The organism is Actinacidiphila sp. bgisy145, from assembly GCF_057708125.1.
On the sequence record NZ_JBYIRL010000047.1, the window covers coordinates 14,258 to 35,002 of the forward strand.

Below are 20,745 nucleotides of genomic sequence, written 5' to 3' on the forward strand. Positions count from 1 at the left end.
GAAAGTCCGTACGATGAACGCCACTTCGGCGGCGGTGGCCGCCGCGCTCACCTTCACCTGGTGCGGGATGGTCCTGGGGATCTCGTTCCTGGAAGCGCCGCTGAAGTTCCGCGCCCCGGGTGTGACGGTGCCCGTCGGGCTGGGCATCGGGCGGATCGTCTTCCGGGTGCTCAACCGGATCGAGGCGGTGCTCGCCGCCGGGGTGGTCGCGGCCGTCGCCGCCGGCGGCCCGCCGGTCGCGGTCGCGGTGCCCACCGCGGTCGCGGCGGCGATGATGGCCGCACAGCTCCTCGCGATCCGGCCGGGCCTGAACCGGCGCTCCGACCGCGTCCTGGCGGGCGAGGAGCTGCCCCGCTCCCGCGCCCACCACGTCTACGTGGCCACCGAGTCGGTGAAGGTCCTCGCGCTGCTCGCGCTGGGCGCGGCGGCGCTGCACACCCTCGCGGCCTGACCCGCGGCCCCGGCCGGGCCCCTTCCGTACCTGCGCCCCTGCACGTACGGGCGCGCCCTTGGACGTACCGGCGCACCGCTCAGATCGACGCCCTGATCAGCTCGAAGACCTCCTCGGCCAGGTCCGTGGGGCGGGCGCGGCTGCGGCGCAGGATGCCGACCGGCTCCGCGTTCTGCGGCACCGGGACGTCCAGCGCCGTCAGCCACCCCTGCTCCACGTCGAGTCGTACCGCGTGCCGGGAGGTGATCCACACCGCGTCGGACTGCACCGCTACCGCGCGGGCGACCGTGAGCGACTGCGTCTCGGTGCAGCGCGTCGCGGTGCCGGGGCCGATCGACCGCAGCAGCGCGTCGGCCTGGAGCCGCGGCGCGGTGCCGGATTCGGGTACCAGCAGCGGGTAGCCGCGCAGTGCGGCCGGGTCGGTCGGCCGGTCGGCGCCGGCCGCGGCCAGCGGGTGCCCCGGGCGGGCGACGACGGCCAGCGACTCGGTGTAGAGCAGTTCGAAGGAGATCCCGCGCATGGTGCTCGGCTCGGCCATGCGGCCGATCGCGCAGTCGATCCGCCCGGCGGTCAGGGCGGCCACCAGCTCCGGATTCGCCGCGGACACCACCTGCACCCAGGCGTGCGGACGATCCCGGTGCAGCCGGGCGAGCGCCCGGGCCAGCACCCCGCCGGCGACGGTCGGCAGCGCGCCGATCCGCAGCGGCGCCACGCCCGGGGCGCTCTCGCGGACCAGTGCCTGGGAGGCCGAGGCCATCGCCCCCGTCACCTCCAGGGCGTGCCGCAGGAAGCGCGTCCCGGCGTCGGTGAGCGCGGCGCCCGAGCGGCCCCGGTCGACCAGGCGGCGCCCGGCGACGAGTTCGAGCTCGGCGAGCGTCTTGGACACGGCCGGCTGGCTGAGCCCCAGCCGTACCGCCGCACCGGCGAGCGTGCGCTCCTCGGCGATGGCGACGAAGCAGGTCAGATGCCGCAGCCGGAGCCGGGAGAGCGCGGGGTCCGGGAGCGCATCGGTACCGGGCAGCTCTTCCATAACGGGAAGTTATTCAACCGGGCCAATTTCGTCAATTCACATGACCTGCGGTCATCCATAGGCTCGGCTCCACCCCAGCTCCAGCGGAGGAGATCGCCTTGGCCCGCATCATCGGCGGCATCGCCACGTCGCACACGCCGACCATCGGCTTCGCCCACGACCGCGGTGTCGAGGACGGGGCACCGCACCAGCTGCTGGACGCCTTCGCCCCGGTCCGGCAGTGGCTCGAGGACAAGCGGCCCGACGCGGTCGTCTACGTCTTCAACGACCACATGACCTCGTTCTTCTTCGACCACTACTCGGCCTTCACGCTCGGGGTCGGCGCCCGGTACGCGGTCGCCGACGAGGGCGGCGGCGCGCGCCGGCTGCCCCCGGTGCCGGGCGAGCCGGCGCTGGCCCGGCACATGGCCTCCAGCCTGGTCACCGACGAGTTCGACATGGCCTTCTTCCAGGACAAGCCGCTCGACCACGGGTTCTTCTCACCGATGTCCGTGCTCTTCGACCGGCCCGGCGGCGCGTGGCCGGTGCCCGTGGTGCCGCTCCAGATCGGCGTGCTGCAGTTCCCGATCCCCACGGCGGCGCGCTGCTACAAGCTCGGGCAGGCGATCCGGCGGGCCGTCGAGAGCTACCCGCAGGACATGTCGGTCGCGGTGATCTCGACCGGGGGGCTGTCCCACCAGGTCCACGGCGAGCGCGCGGGCTTCAACAACCCGGAGTGGGACCGCCGCTTCCTCGACGCCGTCACCTCCGACCCGCAGGCGCTCGCCGGGATGACGCACGCCGAGTACGCCACCCTGGGCGGGCTCGAAGGCGCCGAGGTGATCATGTGGCTGGTCATGCGCGGCGCCCTGTCCGCCGACGTGCGCCGGGTGTACAGCTCCTACGACCTGCCCTCGATGACCGGCGTCGCGACGCTCGTCCTGGAGAACGGGGACATCGGGCTGCAAAGCGCCGCCGCCGAGCGCCACCGGGCGCGGATGGCCGAGCAACTGGCCGGGATCGAGCGGCTGCCGGGCACCTACCCCTACGACATCGCCGCCGGCGTCAAGGCGTACCGGCTCAACAAGTTCCTGCACGGCATGGTGGACCGGGAGTACCGCGAACGGTTCCTCGCCGACGAGGAGGCGGCGTTCGAGGCGGCGGCCCTCACCGAAGAGGAGCGCGACCTCGTCCGCCGCCGGGACTGGAGCGGCCTGATCCACTACGGCGTCATCTTCTTCATGCTGGAAAAGCTCGGCGCGGTCGTCGGCGTCTCCAACCCCGAGATCTACGCGGCGATGCGCGGGGAGTCCCTGGAGGCCTTCCTCGCCTCCCGCAACACCCCGCTGCTGTACTCCGTCCGCCCCGACTAGCGCCGGTCGCCCGCCGCGCACCGCGGCCGTACCGCGTCCGCACCGCGTGCCGACCGCGTGCGGCTCTCGACGTGTGCTCACGGGCCGGGCGGGGCCGAGGCGGGCCCGTGCGGGGGAGCCGGGTGCCGGCTCCCCCGTCGAGGACACGCCTTACGCGTGCTCCTGCACGTCCTGCCGCACCCTCGGCCCGCCGCCGGCGACCACCGAGGACGCCGAGGACGTCGAGTACGCTGCCGCCCCGGCCCGGCGGTCGAGCAGCCCGGCGGTCACCGCGATCCCGAGTCCCGCCACGGCCAGCACCGCGCCCACCAGCGTCGGCGAGGTCCAGCCCCAGCCCGCCGAGATCGCCACGCCGCCGAGCCAGGCGCCGCCGGCGTTCGCGAGGTTGAACGCGGAGTGGTTGGAGGCGGAGGCGATGGTCGGGGCGTGCCGGGCCTTGTTCATGACGAGCATCTGGAGCGGCGTGGTGGTCATGAAGCCCACCCCGCCCAGCACCACCACCGCGATCGGCGCGGCGATCCTGGAGTGCGCGGCGAAGTGGAAGCCGACCAGCACCACGGCGAGCGCGGCGAGCGAACCGTAGAGGGTCGGACGCAGCGCGCGGTCGGTGAGCGGACCGGCGGCGAGCGCCCCGAGCGTCATGCCGATGCCGAAGAGCGCCAGCAGCAGCGTCACCGAGGAGTCCGCGAAACCGGTGACCTCGGTCATCATCGAGGCCAGATAGCTGTAGACGGCGAAGACCCCGGCGAACCCGAACACCGCGGTGAGCAGGCCGAGTACGACCTGCGGCTCGCGCAGCGCCCGGATCTCCTGGCCCACACCGACGTGCTCCTCGACGGGAAGCCGCGGCACCAGCAGCGCGAGCGAGGCGAGGCCGACCAGGCCGACCGCGGAGACCACCACGAACGTCGCGCGCCAGCCGAGGTGCTGGCCGAGCGCGGTGGCGGCGGGCACTCCGACGATGTTGGCGACGGTCAGCCCGAGGAACATCGCGGCCACCGCGCGCGCCCGCCGCTCCTCGGCGACCAGCCGCGAGGCGACGACCGCGCCGACGCCGAAGAACGCGCCGTGCGGCAGCCCGGACAGGAACCGGCCGCCCAGCAGCGTCCAGTACCCCGGCGCGAAGGCCGAGGCGAGGTTGCCGACGGTGAACAGCCCCATCAGCAGGAGCAGCATGCGCTTGCGGGGGACACGGGAGCCGAGCGCGGTGAGCAGCGGCGCACCGACGACGACGCCGAGCGCGTAGGCGGAGACGAGGTAACCGGCGGTGGGCACGGAGGTACCGAGGTCGCCCGCGACGTTGGGCAGCAGGCCCATCATCACGAACTCCGTGGTGCCGATGCCGAAGGCGCTCACCGCGAGGGCGAGGATGGCCAGGGGCATGGAGGGGTCCTTTACGGAACGGGGGTGGGGACGGACTTTAAGTTTACCAACGGAACAAAGTCTCCCACGTGCTGAATTCCCGTACGTCACCAGAGGATGAAGAACCGTCGACGGTTGCGTCACCCGACGGAGAGCGGGGAGAGCGGGGAGAGCGGGGGAGCGGGTGAGCAACGGACGGGGGAGCGCGGCGGGGCGGGGCGGGGTGGTCGGTGCGCGGGCGCGGGGTGCGGGAGGATGGCGGGGTGGAAGGCGAAGCTGTGGCGGTGATGCGGACCGTCGACTTCGGGGTGGCGAAGCTGCTGCCGGACGTGGACCGCGCGGACGCGTGGCTGCTGACGGTGGACGGCGCCCCGCAGTCGTACGTGGACCTGGCCGACCCCGAGCACCTGGAGTTCGAGTACGTACGGCGTGTCGCGTACGTCGTCGAGGCGGTGTGCGACACGCGGGCCGCGCCGGTGGACGTGGTCCACCTCGGCGGCGGCGCGCTGACCCTGCCGCGCCGCTTCGCCCGGACCGTGCCGGGCGCGGCGCAGGACGTCATCGAGGCGGACCGGGGCCTTGCCGGGCTGGTCGCGGAGCACCTGCCGCTGGACGCGCCCGGCGTCCGCACCCATGTCGCGGACGCGCGGGAGTGGCTGGCCGCGCGCCCGGACGCGAGCGCCGACGTGCTCGTGGCGGACGTCTTCGGCGGCTCGCGGGTCCCCGCGCACCTGACGACGCTCGAGTACGCCGCGCAGGCGGCCCGGGTGCTGCGCGGCGGCGGGCTGTACGTGTCGAACCTCGCCGACGCCGCGCCGTTCACCTTCCTCGGCTCCCAACTGGCCACCCTGCGGGCGGTGTTCGGCGCGGACGCGGAGGTGTGCGTGCTGCTGGAGCCGGGGGTGCTGCGCGGGCGGCGGTACGGCAACGCGGTACTCGCGGCCACCCGCGGGGATCTGCCGCTGGTCGCTGTGGCGCGGCGGTGCGCCGCCGATGCGTTCCCGGCGCGGGTGCTGGGGACGGCGGAGGCGGTGCGGGCGTTCCCGGGCACGCCGGTGCGGGACGCGGCGGCGGCCGACTCGCCCGAGCCGCCGGGCGGGGCGTTCACGGTCGGCTGAGCGGAGGCCGACACGGCGAGGTCGCCGACGACGGTGTGCGCGCCGTCGAACTCCTCGGCGAGCTGCCGGGCCCGGCCGGCGTCGCGGGTCGGCGGCGCGCGGACACCGGCTCAGCTCGCACCGGGCGCCCCTGCGGGGCCGTCCGCGACAGGTGCGGCGGCCTGCCCGGCCGGTACCGGCGCGGCGTCGGCGGGCCCGACCGGCACCGTGACCGTCTTCGGGCGGTGCTCCAGCCGCCGTACGTCCGGCACCAGCAGCACCGCGCCGGTCAGCAGCAGCACCATGGCCGCGCAGCCCCACAGCGCGTTCGTACGGCCGAAGGCGTTCGCGGCCGGACCGGACAGCGCGGTGGCGATCGGGGTCAGCGAGATCGAGCCCAGCCAGTCGTACGCCGACACCCGCGACATCTTGTCCTCGGGGATCTCCTGGTGCAGCGCCAGCATCCAGCCGACCGCGAAGACCTCCACGCCGACCCCGGCGACGAAGGTCGCGGTCGACAGCGGCAGCACCGACACGGCGCCGGCGAGCGCGGCCGCGGGCAGCGCCATCGGGAAGATGCCGAGGGTGCCGGCGAGCAGCATCCGGCGCGGACGCCAGCGGACCATCAGCAGGCCGCCGCAGAAGGTGCCGACCCCGCCCGCGGCGACCGCGAGCCCCCAGGGCGCGGCGCCGCCCAGGTGCTCCCGGGCGACCAGCGGGCCGTAGACGGTCTCCGCTGCGGTGACCACGGCGTTGACGATGCCGAACTGGATCACGATGCCCCACAGCCAGGGGCGGGCGGCGAACTCCCGCCAGCCCTCGCGCAGTTCGCCGACGATGCTGCTGCCCGACCCGGCGGCCCGCGGGGCGGCCGGGACACGCAGCCGGCCGCGCAGCGCCGCGGCGCACAGGAACCCCGCGGAGTCGACCGCGAGCACCCAGCCCGGGCCGATCGCGGCGATCAGCGCGCCGCCCAGGGCCGAGCCGCCGATGATCGCGCCGTTCATGGTCAGCCGGTAGACGGAGAACGCCTTGCCCGCGTGGGCGGAGTCCACCGTGGACAGCACCATGCCCTCGGAGGCGGGCGAGAAGAACGCCTGCCCGGTGCCGCCCACCGCGGCCAGCGCGGCCATCGTCCACAGCGCGGGCGAGCCGGTGAGCACCAGGACCGCGAACGCGGCCTGCGAGGTGGCGTTGAGCAGGTTGGCGCCGACCATCACCCGCTGCCGGGGCAGCCGGTCGGCCATGGCGCCGCCCAGCAGCAGGAAGACCACCAGCGCCAGAGTGCGGGCGGCCACCACCAGGCCCACGTCGGTGGCGCTGCCGCCCTGGTCGATGACCGCGTACGCGGCGGCGATCGTGGCGCCGGCGTTGCCGATGTTGGCGACCAGGGACGCGCTGACCAGCAGGCGGAAGTCCCGCCCGGCCCACGCGGGCGGCTCGGGCAGGGCCGGCAGCCGGCCGAGCAGCTTCCGGGCGGTGCCGGGGCGGGGACGGGAGCCGGGGGCGGTGCGCTTCACCCGGGCACTATCCAGGAAGGACCGGGTGAAGCGCCAACCGTTATCGGCTCTCGCGGCCGCGCCGCGCTACTTCTTGATCGGCCGGATGGTGCTCTTGATCTTGTCCACGGTGGCCTTGGTGAGCGCGTCGGAGACGCCCGTGTCGGCGTACAGGACCCACACCACCGGGGTCGGCTTCGTCTGGGAGGGGTCGGTCCAGGCCACGGTGTAGGCGACACCGCTCGGCGGCTCGCACTTGTTGGCCTTGACGACGTTGGTGGCCGTGGCCTCGGCCTGCCAGCCGGTGATGCCGTAGCTGTTGGAGAACGCCTTGCTGTCCTGGGCCTTGGAGAAGGTGCCCTTGCCCTTGACCTGGTAGGCCCAGTACGCCCACGCCTCGGCCTCGTTGTCGGCGGCGTCCTTCAGGCTCTTCGCGCCGCTGCCGCCCTTGGTGCCGACGGCCGCGCGGTCCGCCTCGCCGTCGGAGGACTTGCACCACGCGTGCTTGTAGTACGCGGGGGCGCTCATGATGACCTCGGGGTCGCCCTTGTCGTTGCTGAAGCCGACGCTCATGCCCTCGCTGTCGACCGTCCAGCCCGGCGGGACATCGAAGGCGACGTTGCGCTGGTCGCGGCGGACCACCTGCCAGCCGGGGATCACCGCCTTGATCTCGGTGCCGCCGTTGCGCGGGTTGTCGTTGTCGTCCGCGCCGCCGGTCGAGGTGTCGGTGGGGGACGGGGTGGCGGTGGGCTTCGCGGGCGTCGTCGCGGTGGGCGTGGCGGGCCCCTTCGCGTCGTCCTTCTTGCCGTGGTCGCCGGTGAGGTAGACCGCGCCGACCGCCACGGCCGCGATGACCGCGAGCGAGGCGGTGATCGCTATCGCGATGGTCAGCCTGCGGTTGTCCTTCTCCGGCGGCAGGCCGGGGCCGCCGGGTCCACCAGGGCCGCCGGGCACCGCCGGGCCCCAGCTCTGGGGAGTGGGGTAGCCGCCGGCCGGAGCCTGCCCGGGCTGGTAGCCGGACTGCGGATAGGGGCCGCCGGGCGCGGGCTGCCCGTACGGAGCTGTAGGCGGCTGCTGCGGCTGGCCGTAGGGCGGCGCCGGCGGCTGCTGCGGCTGCCCGTAGGGCGGGGCGGGCGGCTGCTGGTAACCGGGCTGCGCGTACGGGTTGGGCGGATACCCGTACGGGGCCTGCGGGGACTGCGGCGGTTGCTGCCCCTGCTGCGGTTGCTGCTGCGTGTTCGGCTGTTGCGGGTGCTGCGGGGGGCCGCCCTGCGGGTTCTGCTCTCCCCCGTGCTGCTGGTCTCCTGGCCACATGGCTCGAAACACTAGGGGAGAGGCCGGTCGGGTTCCACGCCGGACCAGGATACTGACTGGTAACATGCGGCCATGTCAGACACGTTGCCCCCCATAGGCGAAATCCTCAGCTCCACCGTGCCCATGGTCCGCACCCTCGGCCTGGAGTACCTGGAGACCACCGCCGAGCGCGCGGTCGTCGCGCTGCCCGACCGGCCCGAGTACCGCAACCACGTCGGCGGCCCGCACGCGGGCGCGATGTTCACCGCCGGGGAGTCCGCCTCCGGCGCCGTGGTGATCGGCGCGTTCGGCGACCAGCTCTCCCGCGCCGTCCCGCTGCCGGTGCGGGTCGAGGTCACTTACACCAAGATCGCCCGGGGGCAGGTGCGCGCGACCGCTACCCTCGGCCGCCCCGCCGCCGACGTCGTCGCCGAACTCGACACCGGGCGGCGCCCGGAGTTCCCGGTCGAGGTCGTCCTCACCCGCGAGGACGGTGCCGAGACCGGCCGGATGACCGTCGTCTGGACGCTGCGCCCCAACAGCTGACGTCCCCGCCGCGGCGGGGGAGCGGCCGGCCGACCGGAAGCGCACCGCTGAGCGGACAGGACGTGCGCCCGGTCGGTTAGGCTTCCAGGAAGCGCGCTGCGGGCGCGCGTTCGACCGCCACCCCGGGGAGGGACCTGCTGTGCACGTGCAGGACTGGCTGGACGGCATTCCGCCGGTCGCCGTCTATCTGATGGTCGGTCTCGTGGTGGGGGTGGAGAGCCTCGGCATCCCGCTGCCCGGCGAGATCGTGCTGATGACGGCGGCACTGCTGTCCTCCCAGGGCCACGTCAGCCCCTGGATCGTCGGCGCGTGCGCGATCTTCGGCGCGGTGGTCGGCGACTCGATCGGCTACGCCATCGGGCACAAGGGCGGCCGACCCCTGCTGGACTGGCTCGGCCGCCGCTTCCCCAGCCACTTCTCACCCGGCCACATCGCCACCGCCGAAAGCTCCTTCCAGCGCTGGGGCATGTGGGCGGTCTTCTTCGGCCGTTTCGTGGCCCTGCTGCGGATCTTCGCCGGGCCGCTCGCCGGCGTCCTGAAGATGCCCTACCACAAGTTCCTCATCGCCAACGCGCTCGGCGGCCTGGTCTGGGCCGGCGGCATCACCGCGATCATCTACTACGTGGGCGTCGTCGCCGAGCCCTGGCTGACCCGCTTCGGCTACGTGGGCCTTGCCATCGCGGTCCTGGTCGGCCTCGGCTCCTTCCTCTACGTACGGCGCCGCGCCGCCAAGGTGCAGGCCGAGCACGAGGCGGCCGCCGAACGCGAAGTGGCCGTCGCCCCCTCCGGCGAGTGACCCCCTCCCGCGGGTGACCCCGCCCGGCCCACCGGTCAGCCCAGCGCCGCCCGGTGGGCCCGGGCCAACTCCACGTAGTGCGCCGCGTTCAGCCGCAGCACCTCCCGCTCCTCCTCGGTCAGCTCCCGCCTGACCTTCGCCGGCACCCCCGCGACCAGGCAGTTCGGCGGCACCACCATGCCCTGCGGCACCAGCGCGGCCGCCGCCACCAGCGAACCGGCGCCGATCCGCGCTCCGTTGAGCACCGTGGCCCCCATCCCCACCAGCGTCCCGTCCTCCACCACGCACCCGTGCAGCACCGTGTTGTGCCCGACCGTGACATCCGCGCCGACGACCGCCGGGAACCCCGGATCGGCGTGCACCGTGCAGTTGTCCTGGACGTTGGAGCCCGCGCCGATCCGGATCTGCTCGCAGTCGCCGCGCAGCACCGCGTGGTACCAGACACTCGCCCGCTCGCCCAGCACCACGTCACCGAGCACCACGGACGTCGGCGCCGCATACGCCTCCGGGTCCAGCCGCGGCTGCCGGCCCGCCACCCCCGCGACCAGCGCCCCGGGCGCCCCGGCCGCCGAACCCGCGTGCTCCACCGACTCCGACGCCGACTGCGACTCCGCCATGCCCGCTCCCGTCCGATCCCGCGCCGCTCCACCACGGCCCCGCAGCACCGTATACGGTGGCCGTGTGCCCGAGAACAAGAACGTGTTCTTCTCCTTGCTGTCCGGCGCCGCGGCCTGGCGACGGCGCGCCACCACCCGCCTGGTGCACCGCGCCTGGCGACGGGTGCAGAACGCGGGCGCGGTCACCGCGGAGCGCCCCGGGCTGCTGCGCTTCGGCCGGATCGGCTGGGGCACCCGCCTCGCCTTCCCCCAGGGCACCGTCTTCGGCGAACCCTGGATTCACCTCGGCGCCTGCTGCATCATCGGCGAACAGGTCACTCTCACCGTCGGCCTGGCCCCCGCCGACCTCGACTACGGCCCCGACCCGGTCATCCGCATCGGCGACGGCGTCGTCATCGGCCGCGACAGCCACATCGTGGCCCTGGCCCCGATCGTCATCGGCGACAAGGTCTACTGCGGCCCCAACGTCTACGTGACCAGCACCAACCACTCCTATGAGGACCCCGACCAGGCCATCGGCGAGCAGTGGCCCCACGCGGCGCCCGTCGAGATCGGCGCGGGCAGCTGGCTGGGCGTGGACAGCGTGGTGCTGCCCGGCGCCCGGCTCGGCCGCAACGTGGTGGTGGCCGCCGGCTCCGTGGTCCGCGGCGAGGTCCCCGACCACGCGGTGGTCGCCGGCGCCCCCGCCCGGATCGTGCGCCGCTGGGCACCCGACACCGGCTGGCAGCCACCGCTGCGCACCCCCGGCCCCGCAGCGCCCGGCCCCTCGGCGCCCGGCCCCTCGGCGTCCGGGCCCTCGGCGTCCGGCCCGGACAGCGTGCCGCCCGAACAACGCCTCGACCTGCCCGGCCTGGAGACCCCCACCGCCACCTGACCCGCCCACCGCCCGACCGCACCTTCCGCCGCCCCGCCGCGGACCTTCCGCCGCGCGGGCCCGCGTACCTCCGGCGGACCGCAGGACCCCGCGGACCTCAAGCCGACCGCGGGACCCTGCGGCGCGGGTGCTAGGCGCGCGGCAGCTGCGGTATCTCGATGGCCGGGCAGAGGTTCATGACCATGTCCACCCCGGCCGCGCGCACCCGTTCGTACGCCTTCTCGTCGATCACGCCGAGCTGGAACCACACCGCTTTCGCGCCGGCCGCCACCGCCTCGTCGGCCACCTCGCCGGCCCACGCGGGGTGCACGAAGACGTCCACCACGTCGACGGGGAAGGGGATGTCCGCCAGCTTCGCGTACCCCCGCTCGCCGTGCACCGTCTCGGCCTTCGGATGGACCGGCACCACGCGCTTGCCGAACCGCTGGAGCACCGCCGCCACCTGGTAGGCCGGGCGGGTGGTGTTGCCCGAGAGTCCGACCACCGCCCAGGTGTCACCGCTGTCGGTCAGGATCTTGCGCGCCCTGGCCCTGTCCTCATAGTCCGCGTACCCGCTGCCGAACCCGTCCCCGTTCACACCGCTCACCGGCCCTCTCGCCTCGAACTCCCGACCGCCCGCGCGCTTCCCGCGCGTCCTGCCCTGATCAACGCCCCGCCCCGCGCCCCGATTCCCGCCGCACTACGCTGAACGGGTGGTAGATCGGTATCTGACGGTGGCGCGCCCGGGCGTGTACGAAAGTGAGATCAAACGCTCGCGGTTCCGGTGCGCGCTGGCCCCGGCCGCCAGCCAGGAAGCCGCCGAGGAGTTCGTCCGCGCGGTCCGCAAGGAGCACCCGGCCGCGACGCACAACTGCTTCGCCTACGTCATCGGCCCCGACGGCCGCCTGCACCGCGCGAGCGACGACGGCGAGCCCGGCGGCACCGCGGGCACCCCCATGCTCCAGGTGCTGCTCGGCCGCGAGGTGCGCGACACCGTGGCCGTCGTGACCCGCTACTACGGCGGCGTCCAACTCGGCGCGGGCGGCCTGGCCCGGGCCTACGGCGGCGCCGTGTCCGCCGCGCTCGACACCGTCGGCACCCTCCAGCGGCGGCTGCTCACGCTGCTCACCGTCACCGCGGACCACCAGCGCGCCGGACGCCTGGAGAACGAACTGCGCGCCGCCGGGCACACCGTGCGCGAGGTCGAGTACGGCGCCGCCGTCACCTTCCACCTCGGCGTGCCCGAAGCCGATGTCGCCGCCTTCCGGTCCTGGCTCGCCGACGCCACCTCCGGCGCCGCCACCTGCACCGCCGAGGGCAGCGCCTACGTGGACGTCACCTGACGCCGGGCCGACGCCGCCCGGCACCGGCTGACACCGCCGCGCCCCGGCCGATCGCGGGCGGCCCACCGGGGTGTGCGGCCGGACCGCGCGGAGATCGACGGAGATCGGTAGTACGGTGCAGGTCGGCGGGCGGACGCCCGGGAAGGGGAGGGGAACAGGTGCGGTTCGCGGCGGTGGCGGCGTGAGATTCCTGCACACCTCGGACTGGCACCTGGGGCGGTCCTTCCACCGGGTGAGCATGCTCGGCGCCCAGCGCGCCTTCCTCGACCACCTGGTGGCCACGGTGCGCGCCGAGCAGGTCGACGCGGTGCTCGTCGCGGGCGACGTCTACGACCGCGCCGTGCCCCCGCTGGCCGCGATCGAGCTGTACGACCAGGCCCTGCACGCCCTCGCCGACCTCGGCGTGCCGACCGTGCTGACCTCCGGCAACCACGACTCGGCCCGGCGGCTCGGCGTCGGCGCCGGGCTGATCGACCGCGCCGGCGTCCACCTGCGCACCGACCCCGCGACCTGCCACCGGCCGGTGCTGCTGCCCGACCCGCCGCACGGCGACATCGCCGTCTACGGCCTGCCCTACCTCGAACCGGCCCTGGTCCGCGCCGAGTTCGACGCCGAACGGGCCGACCACACCGCCGTCCTCGGCGCCGCCATGGACCGGGTGCGCGCTGATCTGGCCACCCGGCCCGCCGGCACCCGCGCCGTCGTCGTCGCGCACGCCTTCGTCACCGGCGCCGCCCCCTGCGACAGCGAGCGCGACATCACCGCCGGCGGCGTGGAAGCGGTGCCCGCCGAGCTGTTCGACGGCGTCCACTACGTCGCGCTCGGCCACCTGCACGGCTGCCAGACGGTCAACGACCGCGTACGGTACTCCGGTTCGCCGCTCGCCTACTCCTTCTCCGAGCAGCACCACCGGAAGAGCATGTGGCTGGTCGACCTCGACCCCGAAGGCGCCGTCGGCGCCCGGCGGCTGGACACACCCGTGCCGCGCCCGCTGGCCCGGCTGCGCGGCCGCCTGGACGACCTGCTCGCCGACCCCGCGCTCGAACCGCACACCGGCTCCTTCGTCGAGGCCACCCTCACCGACGCCCACCGCCCGCACGAACCGATGGCCGCGCTCGCGGGGCGCTTCCCGCACGTCCTCGCGCTCGCCTTCGCACCCGACCGCGCCGACGAGGACGACCTCGCCTCCTACGCCCGCCGGCTGCGCGGCCGCACCGACCAGCAGATCGCCGAGGACTTCGTCGCCCACGTCCGCGGCACCGCCCCCGACCCGGCCGAAACCGGCGTGCTGCGCGCCGCGTTGGACGAGGTGCGGGCCGACGCCGTACGGACGGAAGCCGACTGATGCGCCTGCACCGCCTCGAACTCACCGCGTTCGGCCCCTTCGCGGGCACCCAGCACGTCGACTTCGACGAGCTGTCCGCCGCCGGGCTGTTCCTGCTGCACGGCCCCACCGGCGCGGGCAAGACCTCCGTGCTCGACGCGGTCTGCTACGCCCTGTACGGCCAGGTGCCCGGCGCCCGGCCGGCGAACCGGTTGCGCAGCGACCACGCCGCGGCCGGCACCCCGACCGAGGTCGTCCTCGAACTCACCCTCGCCGGGCGCCGGTTGGAGATCACCCGGCGCCCGGAGCAGACGCGCGCCAAGAAGCGCGGCACCGGCACCACCGTCGACAAGGCGGTCACGCTGCTGCGCGAGCAGGTCGGCGGCACATGGCAGGGCGTGTCCAAGTCGCACCAGGAGATCGGCGAGGAGGTGCGGCAACTCGTCGGGATGAGCTGCGAGCAGTTCTGCCAGGTGGTGCTGCTGCCGCAGGGCGAGTTCGCGACGTTCCTGCGCGCGGGCGCGGTCGAGCGCGCCGCGCTGCTCGGGCGGCTGTTCGACACGCGCCGCTTCAAGGCCGTCGAGCGGCGGCTGCGCGACCTCAGGCACGAGGCGGACCGGCGGCTCGCCGCGGCCGACGACGAACTGCGGCAGATCGCCGCCCGGATGCGGCAGGCCGCGGGGGACGACAGCGCCGGCCCCCCGGCGGCGGACCCCGAAGCCGCCCTCGACACCGCCCTGCTCGCCGATGCCGCGCTCGCCCGCTGCGACGCCCGCGAGCGGTACGACATCGCGCGTACGGCCGTACGCCTCGCCGAGGACGCGCACCGCGCCGCCGCCGAGACGGCCACCGCGGCACGCGAGGTGGCCGCCCTCCAGCGCCGGCACCGCGAAGCCCGCGCCCGGGCGCGGGCCCTTGAGGAGCAGCGCCCGGCGCGGGACGCCGCCCGGACCCGCCTCGACCGCGCCCGGCGGGCCCTGGCCGTCGACCCCGCCCTAGCCCGCCACGCCAAGGCGGCCGCCCGCTACGAGGAGGCCGGCGCCGCGGAGGAGGAAGCGGCGGACCGGTTGCGGGCCGCGGGCGAACACGTCGCGGACGCGGGCGAGGTCCCGGCCCAGCGGACCGGTGACGCTGCGGTACAGGCGCTGTCGGCCCCGGTGGAACGGCAGTTGGCGCAGGCGCTCGGCGCCGGGCGGAGCGGTGGCCGTCCGGCCGGGGAGGCGGGATTCGGCGCGGCGGAGGGCGCCGAGGACGCACGCGTGGCCGTCATGGCGCGCAGGGTGGGGGAGTTGCGGGAGGAGCTGGGCGGGCTGGCCTCCGCCGGGGAGGCGGAGGCGCGGTTGGAGGAGATCGGGCGCCGCCGGGAGGCGCTGGCCCGGGAGGAGCGCGCGGACGAGGGGGCCGTACGGGAGGCGCAGGCGTGGCTGGAGCGCTGGGCGGCCGAGCGCGGCCGGCTCCAGGGCCGGGTGGAGGCCGCCGCGGAGGCTGCCGCGCGGGCGGAGGGCCTGGCCGGGCGGGTGGAGGTGGCCTTGACCCGGCGCGACGCGGCGGCCGAACGCGACCGGCTGGCAGCGCAGTTGGCCCGCGCGCAGGACGCCGGACGGGACGCGCGGGACCGGGCCGCGCAGGCCCGCGAGGCGTGGCAGGACGCACGGGAGGCCCGGATCGCCGGGATCGCCGCTGAGCTGGCCGACGGCCTGGTGGACGGCGAGCCGTGCCGGGTGTGCGGCGCCGCGGAACACCCCGCGCCCGCACGGCCCGAGGCCGGCCGCCGGGTGACCTCCGCCGACGAGGACGCCGCCCACGCCGCCTACGAGCGGAGCCGTGCGGCCCACGCGGCGGCGGGCGAGGCGACGGCCCGTCTGCGCGCCGCCCACGAGGCGGCCGCGGCCGCCGCCGGGACCGCCTCCTACGCCGAACTCGTCGCCGCCCACGCGGAGTCGGCCGCCGAGCACGCCGCCGCCGTGCGCGCCGCCGGGGGCCTGGCCGAGGCGCGCCGCGACCTCGCCCGGGCGCAGGAGGAGCAGGAGCGCCGCTCCGCCCAGCGCGAGCAGGCCCTCAGCCGTACCGCCGCCCGCACCTCCCGGCGGGAGGAACTGGACGAGCAGCACCGGCAGTTGGGTGCCGAGCTGGCCAAGGCGCGGGGCGGCCACGCCACCGTACGGGCCCGGCGCGGCGACCTGGCCGCGCGGATCGGCCTGCTGGACCGCGCCGTCGATGCCGCACGGGAGCGGGCGGAGTGCGGGCGGCAGCTCGATGAGGCGCGCGCCGCGCTCGCGGCGGCCGTGCGCGAGGCCGGGTTCGCGTCGCCCGACGAGGCAGCGGCGGCGCTGCTGCCACCGGCCGAACTGGCCCGCGCCGAACGGGACATGGCCGCATGGGAACGGGAGGAGGCCGCGGTCGAGGAGGCCCTGGCCGCACCCGAACCCGCGGCGGCCGCCGCGCTGCCGCCCGCCGCGCCCGAACGCGCCCAGCACGCCGCCGAACAGGCGCAGCGGCGGCTGCGGACGGCCTCGGCCGCGGAGTCGGCCGCCGCGACCCGCTGCCGGGAACTGGACCGGCTGAGCCGCCTGGCCACCGCGCGGGTGCGGGAACTCGCCCCGGCCCGGGCGGAGTTCGATCGGCTCCGACGGCTGGCGGACCTCGCGGCGGGCACCTCGGCGGAGAACCGCTACCGGATGGAGCTGGAGACGTACGTCCTGGCGGCACGCCTGGAGCAGGTCGCCGCGGCCGCGGGCGTGCGGCTGCACCGGATGTCGGCCGGCCGCTACACACTCGCGCACAGCGACGCCCGCGCCGGCAACCGCGCCAAGTCCGGCCTCGGCCTGGTGGTCGTGGACGCCTGGACCGGCACCGAACGCGACACCTCGACGCTCTCCGGCGGCGAGACGTTCTTCGCGTCGCTCGCCCTGGCGCTCGGCCTGGCCGACGTCGTCACCGACGAGGCGGGCGGCATGCGGCTGGACACCCTCTTCATCGACGAGGGCTTCGGCAGCCTCGACGAGGGGACCCTGGACGAGGTGCTCGATGTCCTCGACGGGCTGCGCGAACGGGACCGGGCCGTCGGCATCGTCAGCCATGTCGCCGACCTGCGGCACCGCATCCCCGCGCAGCTCGAGGTCGACAAGGGCCGCGACGGCTCCAGCGTCCGCATGCGCTCCGCCGCCGGCTGAGCTCCGTGCCGGACCAACGGCGCCCCGAATCGGACCCCGGGCCCCGTGAGCCTTTGACCCGTGACCCGTGAGCCTCCCGTGGGCCCTACCCGGGCGGCGCCGTCAGCTCGTACGCCCACAGCTCGCCGCGGTCCGCGACCCGGGTGAAGCCCACGCGCGCGAGGACCGCCTGCGAGGCGGCGTTGCCCGGCTCGGTGGTGGCCAGGACGACCATCACGTCGGGCTGGCCGAGCGCCCACTGGCACAGCGCGCGGGCCGCCTCGGTGGCCCAGCCGCGGCCGCGGGCGGACGGCGACAGGTCGTAGCCGATCTCGACGGCGCCGCGGTCCGGCGGCCCGTGGAAGCCGACCCCGCCGAGCGCGGTCAGGTCGTCGGCCCGCTGGATGACGAAGAGCCCCCAGCCGGGCCGGTAGACCCCGGCGCTCGCCGAGACGACCGTCATGGTGGCCGCGCTGGACGTGCCGTCGCCGGGCACGCCGTCGATCCAGGTGAAGTCGCCGGGCTTGCCCTCGGCGAGCACCGCGGCGGCCTCGGGCAGTTGCTCGCGCAGGACGAGCCGGCCCTGCGTGAGCACCAGGCTCCCGCCGTCGTGGGAAGCGTGCAGAGTCATCGGACCGGACCGCCTTGTCGCCAAACGCAGGGAAGCGGGAGCCGGCACGCCTGCACCGGCCCCCCTCTCCCGAACCCTACGCCCTGGTCACCCGCCCCGGCAGGCACACTTCGGACCGCGCCCGCGCCGCCGCGGCACGTGGGGGCGGACGCCGCGGACGGCCCCCGCCCCGCGCGTGGCGGTCAGCGTGCCGATCAGAGCGCCGACAGCTCCGCGAGGAGGTCGTCCAGCCCCAGCGACCCCAGCGACAGCGCCGCCATGTGCCACGCCTTGAGGTCGAACGCGTCGCCGTGCGCGGCGCGCGCGGCCGCGCGCCCGGCGAGCCAGGTGCGCTCGCCCATCTTGTAGCCGATCGCCTGCGCGGGCATGCCCAGGTAGCGGATCAGCTCGCTGTCGATCAGCGTCGCCGGGCTGCCGCTGTGCGCGGCGAAGAAGGCGTGGCCCAGCTCCGGGGTCCACCGCTCGCCGGGGTGGAAGGGCGAGTCGGCCGGGATCTCCAGCTCCAGGTGCATGCCGATGTCGATGATGACCCGCACCGCGCGCATCATCTGCGCGTCGAGGTACCCCAGCCGCCGCTCCGGGTCGGTGAGGAAGCCGAGTTCGTCCATCAGCCGCTCCGCGTACAGCGCCCAGCCCTCGACGTTGGCGCTGATGATGCCGACGGTGGCCTGGTAGCGGGAGAGGGTGTCGGCGATGTGCACCCACTGGGCGAGCTGGAGGTGGTGGCCGGGCACGCCCTCGTGGTACCAGGTGGAGACCAGGTCGTAGATCGGGAACCGGGTCAGGCCCATCGTCGGCAGCCAGGTGCGGCCGGGCCGGCTGAAGTCCTCGGTGGGCCCGGTGTAGTAGGGCGCGGAGGCGCCGCCGGGCGGGGCGATGTGCGCCTCCACCTTCTTGACCCGCTCGGCGAGTTCGAAGTGCGTGCCGTCCAGCGCGCGGATCGCCTCGTCCATCAGCGCCTGGAGCCACTCGCGCACCTCCGGCACGCCCTCCACGACGGTGCCGTGCGTCTCCAGGTGGTGCAGCACGTCCCACGGGTCGGTGTCGGGCAGGATCTTGCCCGCCTCCGCGTGCATCTCCCCGAGCAGCCGGTGGAACTCCGACCAGCCGTACGCGTACGCCTCCTCCAGGTCCAGGTCCGCGCCGTTCCAGTAGCGCGACCAGCGGGCGTACCGCTCGCGGCCCACGGTGTCGGGCGCGCCCGCCACGGCCGGGGCGTACGTCGCGCGCAGCCAGTCGCGGATCTCGGCGAAGGCGGCGGTGGCCTCGGCGGCCGCGGCGTCCAGCTCGGCGCGCTGCTCGGCCGGGCCGTCCGCGGTGAGCTGCGCGAACCAGCTGCTCTCCGCGCCGTCGCCGACCCAGGTGCCGAGCTGCTCGATGACGGTCTCCACCTGCTTCGGGCCGGCCGGCAGGCCGCGGGACAGGCCCTCCTCCAGGCTGGCGCGGTAGCCGGCGACGGACGCGGGCACCGCGCGCAGCCGGGCGGCGAGGTCGGCGTGGTCCTCGGCGGTGGCCAGCGGCATCAGCGTGAAGGTCTCGCGGATGGAGTGCAGCGGGGAGTTGATGTTGCTGACCGCCCGCAGGTGCTCGCCGGCCTCGTGGACCTCGATCTCGGCGGTGAGCCGGTCCCGCAGCAGGCGGGCGCAGCGCCGCTCGGCCGGGCTGTCGCCGCCGGGCCGCGCCTCCGCCTCGGCCAGGTCGGCCAGGGTGCTGCGCGCCAGGTCGGCCAGGGCCTGCGCGCCGGCGGGCGAGTGGTCGGGCAGCCGGCGGGCGCTGCCCGGGGCGCCGAGGTACGTGCCGAGGGCCGGGTCGAGGGCGACCAGGGCGTCGACGTAGGTGTCGGCGACCTGGCGGGGCAGTGGGCTGCTGGTGAGTGACGACATGCGGTCATCTTCGTATGCCGGGCGGCACGGCGTCACCCCGGATGCCCTTACCGGCCACGGCAGCCGGTATCACCGCAGGTCAGCGGCGTAAGAAGGCCACCAACGGCCCCCCGCGCCCCTGCGCCCCCGCGTCACGGGCGGTGGTCGGTCACCGTCCACGGCAGCGGCGCGGGACTGCCGTCGGCCGCGGCGGGCAGCGTCGCGGTGACGACCACGGTGCCGTCCTCGACCTGGTAGTCCAGCGGCAGGTCCAGGGCGCGCATCGCGGCGGTCATCCCGGTGTTGGCGGCCTGCGCCACCGCGTAGACGCTCGACCGGCCGGCGTCCGCGGCGAGTTCGACCAGCCCGCGCAGCAGCGCGGTGCCGATGCCGCGGTGCTGCCAGGCGTCCTCCACCAGCAGCGCCACCTCGCTCTCCTCGCCGTCCCACAGCAGGTGGCCGAGCGCGACCAGGCGCCCGTCGGCGGTCTCGGCCGCCAGGGACCGGCCGAAGCGCGGGCCGAGCAGGTGGGTGAGGTAGCGGTCCGCGTCGCCGACCGGGCCGTGGTAGCGGCGGGCGAGGGTGGCCGGGGCGCAGCGCGCGTGCATCGCGCGGGCCGCGGACAGGTCCTCCGGGCCGACGCGGCGCAGCGTGACCTCGCCGCCCTGCGGACCTCGGTGGCCGTGGGGGAGCGCGGCGGCGGCCCGGTGCGGCGGCACCCGCGTCCCGAGTCGCGCGTCCAGCTCCACCAGCGCCCGGGCCCGGGCGAACTCGGTGGGCGTGAACGGCGGTTGCTCGCGCCGTACGGTGATCACACCGCCGGCCGGGTCGCGCAGCCGCATGACCGCGGGCAGTTCCTCCGCGGCCGACCGGACGCCGCCGTGCCCCTGCTCCCCGGCAGGTCCCTGGCCGTACGTCTCCGCGCCCGGCTCGTCCCGGCTCCCCGCGGGGGTGGAGGTGATGGTGCAGCGGCCGAGCAGGCGGCGCAGCGCCAGCGGCAGTTCGGCGGTGTCCAGCGCGGTGCGGGTGGCCAGGGTCAGGATGCGGGTGGGCAGGTCCACCAGGTCGTGGGCGTCGGCGCGCTCCAGCCAGGTGTCGGCGCCGCCGGCCCGCGCCACCGCCGCGGCCAGTGCCGTGGCCGGCAGCGCGGACGGCGCCCGCAGCAGGAACTCGTCCACGGTGCCGTCGGCCAGCGGGTGCGTCTGGAGCGAGACGATGTCGATCCCGCGGTCGGCCAGCGCCGTGCACACCGCGCCGAGCGTGCCGGGCGTGTCGCGTACGGTCGTGCGCAGCCGCCACAGCGCGGCCGCGGGCCCCGGCCCCACCTCGGCCGGAAGAGGAGCCGGACGCCCCGGCCACGACACGGCGGCGGCGCGGCACCACCGCCGTACGCGGCGGCCGGCGGCGACCAGTGCGGCGATCACGGCGAGTTCACGGCCCCTGTGACGGCGCCGTGCGGGGGCGGAGGCAGCGGAGGTCGAATGCGGCATACGGCAACCCTGCCGAACCCGTGTTGCGCGATCACGAACACACCGTG

Annotated in this window: 18 protein-coding genes; 9 read left to right on the forward strand and 9 right to left on the reverse strand. The window is 75.5% G+C overall.

Annotation, left to right across the window (positions count from 1 at the left end):
- Positions 1–13 precede the first annotated feature (13 nt).
- Positions 14–451, forward strand: coding sequence for a hypothetical protein (locus AC3ERT_RS31410; protein ID WP_435178226.1), 438 nt, complete (start codon positions 14–16; stop codon positions 449–451).
- A 79-nt stretch (positions 452–530) separates the two neighbouring features.
- Here the strand turns inward: AC3ERT_RS31410 and AC3ERT_RS31415 are convergent, their stop codons facing one another.
- Entirely contained in the window at positions 531–1,481 is a 951-nt protein-coding gene (locus AC3ERT_RS31415) for a LysR substrate-binding domain-containing protein (RefSeq protein WP_435178228.1), read from the reverse strand.
- 98 nt (positions 1,482–1,579) lie between these two features.
- Between AC3ERT_RS31415 and AC3ERT_RS31420 the strand changes: the two genes are divergently transcribed.
- Positions 1,580–2,833, forward strand: a complete 1,254-nt coding sequence (locus tag AC3ERT_RS31420; RefSeq protein WP_435130734.1) for a gallate dioxygenase — start codon at positions 1,580–1,582, stop codon at positions 2,831–2,833.
- Between the two features lie 150 nt (positions 2,834–2,983).
- Here the strand turns inward: AC3ERT_RS31420 and AC3ERT_RS31425 are convergent, their stop codons facing one another.
- A complete protein-coding gene (locus AC3ERT_RS31425) occupies positions 2,984–4,216 on the reverse strand; it encodes an MFS transporter (protein ID WP_435178230.1) in 1,233 nt (410 codons plus the stop codon).
- Between the two features lie 266 nt (positions 4,217–4,482).
- Here AC3ERT_RS31425 and AC3ERT_RS31430 point away from each other — a divergent pair, with 266 nt between their 5' ends.
- Positions 4,483–5,313, forward strand: a complete 831-nt coding sequence (locus AC3ERT_RS31430; RefSeq protein WP_435178258.1) for a spermidine synthase — start codon at positions 4,483–4,485, stop codon at positions 5,311–5,313.
- Positions 5,314–5,423: 110 nt separating this feature from the next.
- Here AC3ERT_RS31430 and AC3ERT_RS31435 read toward each other — a convergent pair whose 3' ends face one another.
- Together AC3ERT_RS31435 and AC3ERT_RS31440 are read right to left on the reverse strand one after the other, a co-directional pair.
- Positions 5,424–6,812, reverse strand: a complete 1,389-nt coding sequence (locus AC3ERT_RS31435) for an MFS transporter (protein ID WP_435178232.1) — start codon at positions 6,810–6,812, stop codon at positions 5,424–5,426.
- 66 nt (positions 6,813–6,878) lie between these two features.
- Positions 6,879–8,105 carry a DUF8017 domain-containing protein gene (locus AC3ERT_RS31440; protein ID WP_435178234.1) on the reverse strand — a complete coding sequence of 409 codons (1,227 nt, stop codon included), beginning with the start codon at positions 8,103–8,105 and terminating at the stop codon, positions 6,879–6,881.
- A 72-nt stretch (positions 8,106–8,177) separates the two neighbouring features.
- On the opposite strand from AC3ERT_RS31440, the gene AC3ERT_RS31445 reads away from it, so the two are divergent.
- Positions 8,178–8,630 (forward strand): DUF4442 domain-containing protein, encoded by a 453-nt coding sequence (locus AC3ERT_RS31445; protein ID WP_335972385.1) that lies wholly within the window; start codon positions 8,178–8,180, stop codon positions 8,628–8,630.
- Positions 8,631–8,769: 139 nt separating this feature from the next.
- A complete protein-coding gene (locus AC3ERT_RS31450; protein ID WP_335972384.1) occupies positions 8,770–9,426 on the forward strand; it encodes a DedA family protein in 657 nt (218 codons plus the stop codon).
- 35 nt (positions 9,427–9,461) lie between these two features.
- On the opposite strand, the gene AC3ERT_RS31455 is transcribed toward AC3ERT_RS31450, so the two are convergent.
- Positions 9,462–10,043 (reverse strand): gamma carbonic anhydrase family protein, encoded by a 582-nt coding sequence (locus AC3ERT_RS31455; protein WP_435178236.1) that lies wholly within the window; start codon positions 10,041–10,043, stop codon positions 9,462–9,464.
- Positions 10,044–10,107: 64 nt separating this feature from the next.
- On the opposite strand from AC3ERT_RS31455, the gene AC3ERT_RS31460 reads away from it, so the two are divergent.
- Entirely contained in the window at positions 10,108–10,917 is an 810-nt protein-coding gene (locus AC3ERT_RS31460) for an acyltransferase (protein WP_435178238.1), read from the forward strand.
- Between the two features lie 130 nt (positions 10,918–11,047).
- Here AC3ERT_RS31460 and AC3ERT_RS31465 read toward each other — a convergent pair whose 3' ends face one another.
- A complete protein-coding gene (locus AC3ERT_RS31465; RefSeq protein ID WP_435130760.1) occupies positions 11,048–11,494 on the reverse strand; it encodes a CoA-binding protein in 447 nt (148 codons plus the stop codon).
- A 115-nt stretch (positions 11,495–11,609) separates the two neighbouring features.
- Between AC3ERT_RS31465 and AC3ERT_RS31470 the strand changes: the two genes are divergently transcribed.
- The 3 genes from AC3ERT_RS31470 (at position 11,610) to AC3ERT_RS31480 (ending at position 16,736) form a co-directional block, all read left to right on the forward strand.
- Positions 11,610–12,239, forward strand: a complete 630-nt coding sequence (locus AC3ERT_RS31470) for a YigZ family protein (RefSeq protein WP_435130727.1) — start codon at positions 11,610–11,612, stop codon at positions 12,237–12,239.
- A gap of 181 nt (positions 12,240–12,420) precedes the next feature.
- Positions 12,421–13,584, forward strand: coding sequence for an exonuclease SbcCD subunit D (locus AC3ERT_RS31475; protein WP_435130726.1), 1,164 nt, complete (start codon positions 12,421–12,423; stop codon positions 13,582–13,584).
- Entirely contained in the window at positions 13,584–16,736 is a 3,153-nt protein-coding gene (locus AC3ERT_RS31480; RefSeq protein ID WP_435178240.1) for an AAA family ATPase, read from the forward strand. Before AC3ERT_RS31475 ends, AC3ERT_RS31480 begins: the two co-directional genes overlap by 1 nt.
- 85 nt (positions 16,737–16,821) lie before the next feature.
- Here the strand turns inward: AC3ERT_RS31480 and AC3ERT_RS31485 are convergent, their stop codons facing one another.
- From AC3ERT_RS31485 to AC3ERT_RS31495, 3 genes are all read right to left on the reverse strand, one after another.
- On the reverse strand, positions 16,822–17,346 hold the full coding sequence (locus AC3ERT_RS31485; protein ID WP_435178242.1) for a GNAT family N-acetyltransferase: 525 nt from the start codon (positions 17,344–17,346) through the stop codon (positions 16,822–16,824).
- 194 nt (positions 17,347–17,540) lie between these two features.
- On the reverse strand, positions 17,541–19,229 hold the full coding sequence (locus tag AC3ERT_RS31490) for a DUF885 domain-containing protein (RefSeq protein ID WP_335972377.1): 1,689 nt from the start codon (positions 19,227–19,229) through the stop codon (positions 17,541–17,543).
- Positions 19,230–19,360: 131 nt separating this feature from the next.
- Positions 19,361–20,698 (reverse strand): GNAT family N-acetyltransferase, encoded by a 1,338-nt coding sequence (locus AC3ERT_RS31495; protein WP_435178244.1) that lies wholly within the window; start codon positions 20,696–20,698, stop codon positions 19,361–19,363.
- Between the last annotated feature and the right edge of the window lie 47 nt (positions 20,699–20,745).